General features: G+C 68.5%; 11 protein-coding genes. 8 read left to right on the top strand and 3 right to left on the bottom strand.

All coding sequences use genetic code 11. The features are described 5' to 3' along the window. Window positions 1-147: 147 nt before the first annotated feature. A complete protein-coding gene (locus ACHFIV_RS20945; protein ID WP_398971116.1) occupies window positions 148-846 on the top strand; it encodes an HAD family hydrolase in 699 nt (232 codons plus the stop codon). Between the two features lie 366 nt (window positions 847-1,212). Beyond that, window positions 1,213-2,805 carry an ABC transporter substrate-binding protein gene (locus tag ACHFIV_RS20940; protein ID WP_398971114.1) on the top strand — a complete coding sequence of 531 codons (1,593 nt, stop codon included), beginning with the start codon at window positions 1,213-1,215 and terminating at the stop codon, window positions 2,803-2,805. A gap of 78 nt (window positions 2,806-2,883) precedes the next feature. Here the strand turns inward: ACHFIV_RS20940 and ACHFIV_RS20935 are convergent, their stop codons facing one another. Next, window positions 2,884-3,555 (bottom strand): response regulator, encoded by a 672-nt coding sequence (locus ACHFIV_RS20935; RefSeq protein ID WP_398971112.1) that lies wholly within the window; start codon window positions 3,553-3,555, stop codon window positions 2,884-2,886. Between the two features lie 9 nt (window positions 3,556-3,564). Next, the gene (locus ACHFIV_RS20930; protein ID WP_398971154.1) at window positions 3,565-4,410 is read right to left on the bottom strand and encodes a RecB family exonuclease; all 846 of its coding nucleotides are present in this window, start codon (window positions 4,408-4,410) and stop codon (window positions 3,565-3,567) included. A 170-nt stretch (window positions 4,411-4,580) separates the two neighbouring features. Here ACHFIV_RS20930 and ACHFIV_RS20925 point away from each other — a divergent pair, with 170 nt between their 5' ends. From ACHFIV_RS20925 to ACHFIV_RS20915, 3 genes are all read left to right on the top strand, one after another. Next, window positions 4,581-5,831: a site-2 protease family protein gene (locus ACHFIV_RS20925; protein ID WP_398971152.1), complete on the top strand. Its 1,251-nt coding sequence runs from the start codon at window positions 4,581-4,583 to the stop codon at window positions 5,829-5,831. Between the two features lie 42 nt (window positions 5,832-5,873). Further along, on the top strand, window positions 5,874-6,782 hold the full coding sequence (locus ACHFIV_RS20920; RefSeq protein ID WP_398971110.1) for a tRNA (adenine-N1)-methyltransferase: 909 nt from the start codon (window positions 5,874-5,876) through the stop codon (window positions 6,780-6,782). Window positions 6,783-6,978: 196 nt separating this feature from the next. Next, complete coding sequence (locus ACHFIV_RS20915) at window positions 6,979-7,566, top strand: hypothetical protein (RefSeq protein WP_398971107.1); 588 nt, start codon at window positions 6,979-6,981, stop codon at window positions 7,564-7,566. 4 nt (window positions 7,567-7,570) lie between these two features. On the opposite strand, the gene ACHFIV_RS20910 is transcribed toward ACHFIV_RS20915, so the two are convergent. Continuing rightward, window positions 7,571-7,882 (bottom strand): ferredoxin, encoded by a 312-nt coding sequence (locus ACHFIV_RS20910; RefSeq protein WP_398971104.1) that lies wholly within the window; start codon window positions 7,880-7,882, stop codon window positions 7,571-7,573. A 241-nt stretch (window positions 7,883-8,123) separates the two neighbouring features. Here ACHFIV_RS20910 and arc point away from each other — a divergent pair, with 241 nt between their 5' ends. The 3 genes from arc (at window position 8,124) to ACHFIV_RS20895 (ending at window position 11,968) form a co-directional block, all read left to right on the top strand. Beyond that, entirely contained in the window at window positions 8,124-9,890 is a 1,767-nt protein-coding gene (gene arc, locus ACHFIV_RS20905; protein WP_398971102.1) for a proteasome ATPase, read from the top strand. Between the two features lie 227 nt (window positions 9,891-10,117). Continuing rightward, entirely contained in the window at window positions 10,118-11,629 is a 1,512-nt protein-coding gene (gene dop / locus ACHFIV_RS20900) for a depupylase/deamidase Dop (RefSeq protein ID WP_398971099.1), read from the top strand. Between the two features lie 120 nt (window positions 11,630-11,749). Beyond that, window positions 11,750-11,968 carry a ubiquitin-like protein Pup gene (locus ACHFIV_RS20895; RefSeq protein ID WP_203185214.1) on the top strand — a complete coding sequence of 73 codons (219 nt, stop codon included), beginning with the start codon at window positions 11,750-11,752 and terminating at the stop codon, window positions 11,966-11,968. Window positions 11,969-12,015 lie beyond the last annotated feature (47 nt).

The raw sequence follows: 12,015 nt of genomic DNA, 5'->3' as shown, positions 1-12,015 counted from the left end.
ACGGTAGGACACCGTTCAACGCGCGGTAATGCATCACTCCACGCGTCGTGAGCAGACGAGTCGTAGAATTGTCGGTCCAGTGCAGGCCGGTCGCCGTTCCCACCGGGACGGCGGCCGGCCTTCTCGTCCCTCATGGAGGTGTGCCGGATGACCAGTACGGTCCCCGCGTCCCTGACCCGTACGGCCGAAGGGTCCGCGCTGCAAGCGGTCCTTCTCGACATGGACGGCACACTGGTCGACACCGAAGGATTCTGGTGGGACGTGGAGGTGGAGGTCTTCGCCGACCTCGGTCACCGGCTCGAGGAGTCCTGGCGTGAAGTGGTCGTCGGCGGGCCGATGACCCGCAGCGCCGGCTATCTCATCGAGGTCACCGGTGCCGACATCGCCATCGAGGAACTCACCGTGCTGCTCAACGACCGCTTCGAGAAGCGCATCGGCCGCGGGGTGCCGCTGATGCCGGGCGCCGCCCGGCTGCTCGCCGAACTCGCCGCGCACCAGGTGCCCACCGCCTTGGTCTCGGCCTCGCACCGGCGCATCATCGAGCGGGTCCTGGACTCCGTGGGGCGCCACCACTTCGCGCTCACGGTGGCGGGGGACGAGGTCACCCGTACCAAGCCCGACCCCGAGCCGTACCTCGCGGCTGCGGCGGGCTTCGGGGCGGATCCCTGGCGCTGCGCCGTCGTGGAGGACACCGCGACAGGAGTCGCCGCGGCCGAGGCGGCGGGGTGCCGTGTCGTCGCCGTGCCGTCCGTGTCGCCCATCGCCCCCGCGCCCGGGAGGGCGGTCGTACCCTCCCTGGAGCACGTGGACCTCGCCTTCCTGCGGGGCCTGGTCGACCACGAGTGACCGCCGGTGTCCCGGAGACCTCCTCGTCGGAGGCGGCGGCCGCACCGGTGTGAAGACCGCCCGCCGACGGCGGCCATCCCCCGCGCAAATCAGGTCCATGTCAATCTAGTCGATACCGGGGGAGCGTGACGTTCGTCACTTGACGTGACGTCCCGCAGCCCTCGGGATGGGCCCGGCTGTCCGTTTCGTGACCCCCATACGTCCGCATTGGTAGAGGTGCGCACGAAACATTCCTGAGCGTGACATGGACAACCCGTCATCGGTGATCACCGAGCGAATTCACGGCCGTCCGGCACCGGTCAAGTCCCCCTTCGGCGCCTACTAATCTCAGTTTTCTCACATGCCGGACTGAGGGAGAACGTCCAGATGAACCGCAAGACGCTGGTGCTGCCGGCCGTAGTGGGCCTGCTCGCGCCCGTACTCGCCGCCTGTGGCGGGTCGGACGACGGGGGCGACGCCATCGTGGTCGGGACGACGGACCAGTTCATCGCCTCGAAGGACAACCCGGCCCCGCTCGACCCGGCCATCGGCTACGAGGCCGGAGTGTGGAACGTGCTGCGCCAGACCGTGCAGACCCTGACCCACATTCCGCGTGGCGGTGGTGAGCCGGTGCCCGAGGCGGCCGAGAGCTGCGCCTTCACCGACACGGAGAACGAGAGCTACCGCTGCACGCTGCGCGACGGACTCACCTTCGCCGACGGCACCCCCGTCACTCCGGAGGACGTGAAGTACTCGATCCAGCGCGTCCTCGACATCAAGGACGAGAGCGGCCCGGTCGGTCTGCTCGCCAACATCGACACGATCGAGACCAAGGGTGACAACCAGGTCGTCTTCCACCTGAGCACGCCTGACGCGACCTTCCCCTACAAGCTCGCCACGCCGTCCGCGGGCATCGTCCAGAAGGACAAGTACCCGGCGAAGGCCGCCCGGGACGGCTTCCAGGTCGACGGGTCCGGCCCGTACACCATGGAGCCGGAGGTCAAGGACAACCAGGTCGTCAAGGTGGTCTTCACCAGGAACCCGAAGTACAAGGGCGACCTGAAGATCAACAACCAGAAGGTCGAACTGGATCTCTTCCCGGACGCCGAGGCGATGGGCAAGGCGCTCGACGACAAGAAGATCGACATGATGACGCGCACCATGTCGCCCGAGCAGGCCCAGACGATGCTGGCGGAGCCCGAGGAGGGCGTGAAGCTCACCGAGATGCCCGGCCTCGCCATCAGCTACCTCGCGTTCAACACCGAGGACCCCGTGGTGAAGGACAAGGCCGTGCGCCAGGCGATGGCGCAGGTCATCGACCGCGGTGCCATCGCGAGCAAGGTGTACGGCAGCACCGCCGAGCCGCTCTACTCGCTGATCCCGTCAGGCATCACCAGCCACACCAACTCGTTCTTCAACAAGTACGGCGAGCCCAGTGTCGCGAAGGCGACGGCAACCCTGAAGAAGGCCGGCGTCACCACCCCCGTGAAGTTCACGCTGAACTACACGACCGACCACTACGGACCCGCCACCAAGTCCGAGTTCGAGACGCTGGCGAAGCAGCTCAACGACTCGAAGCTGTTCCAGGTCGACGTCAAGGGAACGCCCTGGGACAAGTACCGCCCCGCACAGAAGAAGGGCCAGTACGCCGTCTACGGCATGGGCTGGTTCCCCGACTTCCCGGACGCGGACAACTACACGGCGCCGTTCCTCGACGAGAACAACTTCCTCAACTCGCCGTACGAGTCGATCGAGGCGCAGAAGACGCTCATCCCGCAGTCCCGCCGCGAGGCGGACCGCAGTGCCGCGGCTCCGGCCTTCGAGAAGCTCCAGGACATCGTTGCCAACGACGTCCCCGTCCTCCCGGTCTGGCAGGGCAAGCAGTACGTCGCCTCGCTCGACGGGGTGACCGGGGTCGAATGGGCCGTCAACTCCTCGGCCGACCTCCAGCTCTGGGAACTCGGGCGCGGAGAGTCCTGACCCGGCATCCTCCGGAAACCGGCGCGGGCCGGGGCCCATGGCCCCGGCCCGCGCCGGTTTCGTCCCCGCCCCGCCCCGCTACTGGGCTCCGGGCCGCACCAGTCCGCTCTCGTACGCGTAGACGGCCGCCTGCACGCGGTCGCGCAGGCTCAGCTTCGTCAGCACATGGCCCACGTGCGTCTTGACCGTCGTCTCGCTCACGAACAGGTCGGCCGCGATCTCCGCGTTGGACAGTCCGCGCGCCACCAGCTTCAGCACCTCCAGCTCGCGCTCGGTGAGGGTGTGAAGGGCGTCCGGGACGGGATCCTCGCCCGAGGGCAGATGGTCGGCGTACTTGTCGAGCAGCCGGCGGGTGATGCTCGGCGCCAGCATCGCCTCTCCCGCGGCCACCACCCGGATGGCCTGCACCAGCTCGACGGCCGGTGCGTCCTTCAGCAGGAAGCCGCTGGCGCCGGCACGCAGGGCCTCCACCACGTATTCGTCGAGATCGAACGTCGTCAGCACCAGTACCTTCGCCGGGCCGTCCCGTCCCGGACCCGTGATCTGGCGGGTCGCCTCGACCCCGTCCATCCGCGGCATCCGGATGTCCATGAGCACCACGTCGGGCTGCAGCGCCCGCACCTGGTCGATGGCCTGCAGGCCGTCACCGGCCTCACCGACCACCGCGAGATCGCCCTCCGCCTCCAGGATCATCCGGAAACCGGTGCGCAGCAGCGGTTGGTCATCGACGAGCAGGACGCGGATAGCCACATGAACTCCTTAAGGGCCTTCGAGGGCCACCGGACGACCGGCCTCGGACCGGGCCGGCTCCATTCTGCCCTGCACAGCCTCCCCGGCTTCCCTCGGGCGGACGGACAGCGGATAGACCGGGGGAGTCCCCCCGAATTCCGGACAGACCGACCGGTGGTCGCACCAGCCGCAGAGCTTCGTCGGCCTCGGACGCCACTCGCCCGTCTCGGTGGCCGTCCGGATCGCGTCCCACAGCGCCAGCAGCTTGCGCTCGACCCGCTCGAGGTCCGCCGGGACCGGGTCGTACGTCAGCACGTCGCCGCTGCCCAGATAGACCAGCTGGAGTCTGCGCGGCACCACGTTCTTCAGGCGCCACACCACCAGGGCGTAGAACTTCATCTGGAACAGCGCGCCCTCCGCGTACTCCGGCCGGGGCGCCTTGCCCGTCTTGTAGTCCACGATGCGGACGTCACCCGTCGGGGTCACGTCGACGCGGTCGATCACGCCGCGCAGCTTCAGCCCTGAATCCAGCTCCGTCTCGACGAACAGCTCCCGCTCGGCCGGCTCCAGGCGGGTGGGGTCCTCCAGGGAGAACCACCGCTCCACGAGCCGCTCCGCCTCGCTCAGCCACCCCGCGAGCCGCTCTCCCGCGGGATCCCCCTCGAACAGGTCCGACAGCTCGGGCTTCGCCTCCAGCAGCCGGTCCCACTGACCGGGGATCAGGGCCTTGGCCTTCGGCGGCGTACGGTCCACCGCCGGGGCGTCGAACAGACGCTCCAGGACGGCATGCACCAGCGTGCCACGGGTAGCGGCTTCACTGGGCTTCTCGGGGAGCTTGTCGATGACCCGGAAGCGGTACAGCAGGGGGCACTGCATGAAATCGCTCGCGCGCGACGGCGACAGGGACGAGGGTGGCTGAGGCGGGCGCGGTGCGGACGTCATGTCGCAGACCCTACGGCCCGCCACTGACACCCAGCGGCATACCATCGACCCCAGAGCTCGCGCACAGCATGATCGTGGCAGAGGCCACCGACCGGAGGGACCCCGTGGACGAGAGCGGCGACAGCGGGCGCCCACAGCCCGGCGCAGGGGGCACGGACCCCGGCTCCGGACCCGGCAAGGGCAAACCGCGACGCCCGGCAGACCCGGGCGGCGGCCTCCTCATGGGCCGCCCGTTCGGAGTGCCGGTGTACGTGGCACCCAGCTGGTTCGTCGTCGCGGCACTGATCACCTGGGTCTTCGGCGGCCAGCTCGACCGGGTCCTTCCCGAGCTCGGCGGAGCCCGTTACCTGGTCGCGCTCTTCTTCGCGATCGCCTTCTACGCGTCCGTGCTCGTGCACGAACTGGCCCACACCGTCGCCGCCCTCCGCTACAAGCTGCCGGTGCGCCGTATCCAGCTCCAGTTCTTCGGCGGGGTCTCGGAGATCGAGAAGGAATCGGAGACGCCGGGCCGCGAGTTCGTCCTGGCCTTCGTCGGGCCTCTGCTCTCCCTCATTCTCGGCGGCCTCTTCTACATCCCGCTCCAGTTCGTCGAGGCGGGCACCGTGCCGGGCGTGCTCCTCGCCGGCCTGATGATCTCCAACCTCATCGTCGCCGCCTTCAACCTCCTGCCCGGCCTCCCCCTGGACGGCGGACGCATGCTCCGCGCCGTCGTCTGGAAGATCACGGGCAAGCCGATGAGCGGCACCGTCGCCGCCGCCTGGGTCGGCCGGGGCCTGGCCATCACCGTCTTCGTCGGCCTGCCGCTGCTCACCCACACAGGTGCCCTCGGGAGCGCCACCGGTGAGATCAGCGGGTTCGAGACCGTCACCGACGCCCTCCTCGCGGCGATTCTCGCGGCGATCATCTGGACCGGCGCGGGGAACAGCCTGCGGACGGCCCGGCTCCGGGAACACCTCCCCGAACTGCGCGCCCGCACCCTCACCCGGCGCGCCGTGCCCGTCGAGGCGGCCACCCCGCTCTCCGAGGCGCTGCGCCGCGCCAACGAGGCGGGGGCCCGCGCCCTCGTCGTCGTCGACGGACAGGGCACCCCGAAGGCCGTCGTCAGGGAGGCGGCCATCGTCGGAGTACCCGAGCACCGCCGTCCCTGGGTGGCCGTCAGCGGCCTGGCCCAGGACCTCACCGACGGCATGAAGGTCCCCGCCGAGCTGGCGGGCGAGGCCCTCCTCGACCGGCTGAAGGCCACTCCGGCCACCGAGTACCTGGTGGTCGAGGAGACCGGTGAGATCTACGGCGTCCTGTCCACCGCCGACGTCGAGCGCGCCTTCATCAAGGCGATGGCCCGCCCCGCGGCCTGACACCCCGGAAAGCGGCCCGCGAAATACCGGTAGGCTGGTCACATGTCCGAACCGACCGGTGCCGCCCGCCGTCGCGGCCCATTCAAAGTCGGGGACCAGGTCCAGCTCACCGACCCCAAGGGACGCCACTACACCTTCACGCTCGAAGCCGGAAAGAACTTCCACACCCACAAGGGTTCTTTCCCGCACGACGAGCTGATCGGTGCTCCCGAGGGCAGTGTTGTCCGTACCACGGGAAACGTCGCCTATCTCGCGCTGCGCCCCCTGCTCCCCGACTACGTCCTGTCCATGCCCCGCGGTGCCGCCGTGGTCTACCCGAAGGACGCGGGCCAGATCCTCGCCTTCGGTGACATCTTCCCCGGCGCGCGCGTCGTCGAAGCCGGTGTCGGCTCGGGTTCGCTCAGCACCTTCCTGCTGCGCGCGATCGGCGAGCAGGGCATGCTGCACTCCTACGAGCGCCGCGAGGACTTCGCCGAGATCGCCCAGCAGAACGTCGAGCGCTACTTCGGCTCGCCGCACCCCGCCTGGCAGCTCACCGTGGGCGACCTCCAGGACAACCTCTCGGACACCGACGTCGACCGTGTCGTCCTCGACATGCTCGCCCCGTGGGAGTGCCTCGAGGCCGTGTCCAAGGCCCTCGTGCCCGGCGGCATCCTCTGCGCCTACGTCGCGACGACGACCCAGCTCTCGCGGACCGTCGAGTCCATCCGCGAGATCGGCTGCTTCGCCGAACCGCAGCCCTGGGAGTCGATGATCCGCAACTGGCACGTGGAAGGTCTGGCCGTCAGGCCCGACCACCGGATGATCGGCCACACCGGCTTCCTCGTCACCGCCCGCCGCCTCGCGGACGGCGTCGAGCCGCCGCTGCGCCGCCGCCGCCCGTCCAAGGGTGCCTACGGCGAGGACTACGACGGTCCCGGCAGCCGGAGCGGCTCAGCCACCCGCGACTGACCCGCACAGAACGCAGGCGCCGCCACCGAGTTCCCCGGCCGACCCGGGAGCCCGGCGGGCGGCGCCTTTCGTCGCCGGGACGACCCCGCCGTTCCCCTCGGGTGTGAGGTGTGGCACGATGCTGGCCACCCCCCGCCCGCCGGCACCCGTCCGGCACCGCCCATCCACGCCTCCAGGACCACAGGAGACACACCGCGTGCAGACCTCCGCGCTCCCGGACCTCGCGCACACCGGCGCCAAGGCGGTGCACTGGCTCGCCACGGCGACGGCGATGGCGGCGGTCGTCGCCGTCGCAGGTCTTCTCCAGCCCGAAGCGGCCACCGCCACGGCCGAGGCCTCCGAGCAACGGGTCGCCACGCAGCACGGCGGCACGCCGGCGCCCGACCCGGAGAGCGTCGCCTTCCCGCTCGACTGCGGCGCCGCGGGACGGACCGTCGCCGACAGCGCGCCCGGCGACCTCGACGGGGACGGCCGGCCGGAGACCGTGGCCGTCGTCCGCTGCGCGGCGGGGTCCGGCACCCCGCCCAGTGGCATCTACGTCGTCACGCAGCCGAGCGGGGCCCCGCCCCGGGTCGTGGCGACCCTGGTGGACCCCGCTCAGAAACTCAACGTCACCGACTTCACCGTCCGTGACGGCCGGATCTCGGCCACCCTGCTCGGCTACTCCTCGGCCGAGGTGCCCCGCTGCTGCCCCGACGAACTGGAGAAGGCCACCTGGCGATGGAAGGGCAGCGCGTTCGTCAGGTCGGCGACGCCCGCCGCGAGCACCGCGCGGGGCGTCTGAGACGTCACTCCGCGTCCGGCCCGAAGACCTCCACGTTGTCCGAAACGCGACGTACATGAATACAGTCGCCCGGGCACTCCTTGGCGGAGTCCACCACGTCCTGGAGGAGGGGCAGGGGCACCGGTGTGGTGGCGCCCTTGTCCTGGAGGAGTTCGTCGTCGGCGCTCTTCACGTACGCCAGGCCGTCGATGTCCAGCTCGAACACCTCGGGCGCGTACTGCACGCAGATGCCGTCGCCCGTACAGAGGTCCTGGTCGATCCAGACCTCGAGGTCCTGCGTGTCACTGTCGCCCGGAGCGTCCTGCTGCACGGTCATGAGTCCTGCCGTTCCCTGCGTATCTGCACCAATTGAAGCCAGCCCTGACGGGTGTTGGACGCTTCGACGATACAACCGGCTGCTTTTGGATGCCGAAGGGTGGGTATTCCCTTGGCGTGAGGGAGAGCGCAAGGGTGAAGATCGGACACACTCCCGGGTCTTTGTGATCTAGGGGTTTCAATCACCACCCACCCAGGTAGGGTCAGGAAGCGTCCAGCTCCCCTTGGAGGAGGTGAGGACCGTGGCAGCCCACGACGACGACATCAACCGCGGCATCCGGCCCGGGCGGGGGTCAGAAGACCCAGCCGGCCAGGTTGCCTTTCTCGAGCAGGAAATCGCCGTCCTGCGACGTAAGCTCGCCGACTCTCCGCGTCATACGAGGATTCTCGAAGAGCGGATCGTCGAGTTGCAGACCAACCTGGCAGGCGTGTCCGCGCAGAACGAGCGGCTCGCCAACACACTCCGGGAGGCCCGCGACCAGATCGTGGCCCTCAAGGAGGAGGTCGACCGGCTCGCGCAGCCGCCGGCCGGCTTCGGTGTCTTCCTGCAGGCCAACGAGGACGACACCTGTGACATCTTCACCGGGGGCCGCAAGCTCCGGGTGAACGTCAGCCCCAGCGTCGAGCTCGAAGGCCTCCGGCGAGGCCAGGAAGTCATGCTCAACGAGGCTCTCAACGTGGTCGAGGCCATGGAATTCGAGCGGGCCGGGGACATCGTCACCCTCAAGGAGATCCTTGAGGACGGCGAGCGCGCCCTGGTCGTCGGGCACACCGACGAGGAACGGGTGGTGAGGCTCGCCGAGCCCTTGCTGGACATCACCATCCGCCCCGGCGACGCCCTGCTGCTCGAACCCAGGTCCGGTTACGTCTACGAAGTGGTCCCCAAGAGCGAGGTCGAGGAGCTCGTCCTCGAAGAGGTCCCGGACATCGACTACAACAAGATCGGCGGCCTGGGCGACCAGATCGAACTGATCCGCGACGCGGTCGAGCTCCCGTACCTCCACCCGGACCTCTTCAAGGAGCACGAACTGCGCCCGCCGAAGGGCATCCTGCTCTACGGCCCCCCTGGCTGCGGCAAGACGCTCATCGCCAAGGCCGTCGCCAACTCGCTGGCCAAGAAGGTCGCCGAGGTCACCGGACAACCCGCGGGGAAGAGCTACTTCCTCAACATCAAGGGCCCGGAGCTGCTCAACAAGTACGTCGGTGAGACCGAGCGGCACATCCGCCTCGTCTTCCAGCGTGCCCGGGAGAAGGCGAGCGAGGGCACCCCCGTCATCGTCTTCTTCGACGAGATGGAATCCCTCTTCCGCACCCGTGGTTCCGGTGTCAGCTCGGACGTGGAGAACACGATCGTCCCCCAGCTGCTCGCCGAGATCGACGGTGTCGAAGGCCTGGAGAACGTCATCGTCATCGGGGCCTCCAACCGCGAGGACATGATCGACCCGGCCATCCTGCGGCCCGGCCGTCTCGATGTGAAGATCAAGATCGAGCGTCCGGACGCGGAGGCCGCGAAGGACATCTTCGCGAAGTACCTCACACCTTCGCTGCCGCTGCACTCGGACGACCTGGCCGAGCACACCGGCTCGAAGGAGGCCGCCGCCCACGCGATGATCCAGTCGGTCGTGGAGCGGATGTACACGGAATCCGAGGAGAACCGCTTCCTCGAGGTCACCTACGCGAACGGCGACAAGGAAGTCCTGTACTTCAAGGACTTCAACTCCGGAGCGATGATTCAGAACATCGTGGACCGGGCGAAGAAGATGGCCATCAAGGCATTCCTCGAGCAGGGCCAGAAGGGCCTGCGCGTCTCCCATCTCCTCCAGGCGTGCGTGGACGAGTTCAAGGAGAACGAGGACCTGCCCAACACCACCAACCCGGACGACTGGGCCAGGATTTCCGGAAAGAAGGGCGAGCGGATCGTGTTCATCCGCACACTCGTCACCGGAAAGCAGGGCGCGGACACCGGTCGTTCCATCGACACGGTGGCGAATACCGGACAGTACCTGTAAAACGCAGACCGGCTGCGGATGCCCGGCAGGGCATCCGCAGCCGGCCGTTTTCCCGGCGGCTCCGGCCACACCCGAACAATGACGCAATTGATCTCCCCACCGGCGCGGAGGCGCTCTAGGCTCTGCCGTACCGCCGAGTCGCGCAGTGCGGGGACGGGCACCGCGGACCAGCAGCGGTACTTGAGCGTCGCTCCCGGACGGGAGCGACGCCGGGCAAGGAGGGCCGCATGACCGTACGGCGAGTGATGGGCATCGAGACGGAGTACGGGATCTCCGTCCCCGGTCAACCCAACGCCAATGCCATGCTCACCTCGTCCCAGATCGTCAACGCCTACGCGGCGGCGATGCACCGGGCGCGCCGCGCCCGCTGGGACTTCGAGGAGGAGAATCCGCTGCGCGACGCGCGAGGCTTCGACCTCGCCCGTGAGACCGCGGACTCCAGCCAGCTCACCGACGAGGACATCGGCCTGGCCAATGTCATCCTCACCAACGGTGCGAGGCTGTACGTCGACCACGCGCACCCCGAATACAGCTCACCGGAGATCACGAACCCGCTCGACGCGGTGCTCTGGGACAAGGCCGGCGAACGGGTGATGGCAGAGGCGGCCGAGCGGGCCGCCGCGATCCCCGGCGCCCAGCCGATCCACCTCTACAAGAACAACACCGACAACAAGGGCGCCTCCTACGGCACGCACGAGAACTACCTGATGAAGAGGGAGACCCCCTTCTCGGACATCGTGCGCCATCTGACGCCGTTCTTCGTCTCCCGCCAGGTCGTCACCGGTGCGGGCCGGGTCGGCATCGGCCAGGACGGCCACGAGCACGGGTTCCAGATCAGTCAGCGTGCCGACTACTTCGAGGTCGAGGTCGGCCTCGAGACCACGCTCAAGCGCCCGATCATCAACACCCGCGACGAACCGCACTCCGACGCGGAGAAGTACCGCAGGCTCCACGTGATCATCGGCGACGCGAACCTCTCCGAGATCTCGACCTATCTGAAGCTCGGCACCACCTCGCTGGTCCTGGCCATGATCGAGGACGGATTCATCAATGTCGACCTGGCGGTCGACCAGCCGGTCCGCACGCTGCACCAGGTCTCGCACGACCCGTCGCTGAAGCAGCTGATCACGCTCCGCAGCGGCCGGACACTCACCGCGGTGCAGCTGCAGATGGAGTACTTCGAGCTGAGCCGCAAGTACGTCGAGGAGCGGTACGGGGCGGACGCGGACGAGCAGACCAAGGACGTCCTGGCCCGCTGGGAGGACACCCTGAACCGCTTGGAGAACGACCCGATGAGTCTGTCGGGCGAGCTGGACTGGATCGCGAAGCGGGAGCTGATGGAGGGCTACCGGCGCCGGGACGGCCTGGACTGGGACGCACCGCGCCTCCACCTGGTGGATCTCCAGTACGCCGACGTGCGGGCGGACAAGGGCCTGTACAACCGTCTGGCCGCCCGCGGCAGAATGAAGCGACTGCTCGACGAGAACGACGTGGAACGGGCCCGTACGAAGCCTCCCGAGGACACCAGGGCCTACTTCCGGGGCCGCTGTCTGGAGCAGTACGCGGACGACGTCGCGGCGGCCTCCTGGGACTCGGTCATCTTCGACCTGCCCGATCGTGACTCGCTGCAACGGGTCCCCACCATGGAACCCTTGCGCGGTACACGTAGTCACGTCGAGGCGCTCCTGGACCGTTGCCGCACCGCGGAAGAGCTGGTCCGGACGCTGACGGGGGGCTGAAAGGCCCTCCGGCTGGGAATCAATCAGATGACCTCCGGACGTTGAGGAAAGTACCGGGCCAATGTCGGACCCCGTAGGTAGGGTCTGATCAAGTGCTTCGAACCGAGCGGGGTGAGCTACATGGCGACCAAGGACACCGGCGGCGGACAGCAGAAGGCGACACGTTCCACCGAGGAGACCGAGGAGCAGGCGCAGGACGCGCAGGCGTCCGAGGACCTCAAGGAGCGGCAGGAGAAGCTGAGCGACGACGTCGACGACGTCCTCGACGAGATCGACGACGTCCTGGAGTCCAATGCCGAGGACTTCGTTCGTTCGTTCGTGCAAAAGGGCGGCGAGTAACAGCCGGAGATTCGGTCCGGACCGCTCGCCGGCGAGCTCGCGCCGTC

The organism is Streptomyces sp. ALB3, from assembly GCF_044385685.1.
Taxonomy (GTDB): Bacteria; Actinomycetota; Actinomycetes; order Streptomycetales; family Streptomycetaceae; genus Streptomyces.
This window is presented reverse-complemented; position numbering and strand designations above follow the sequence as displayed.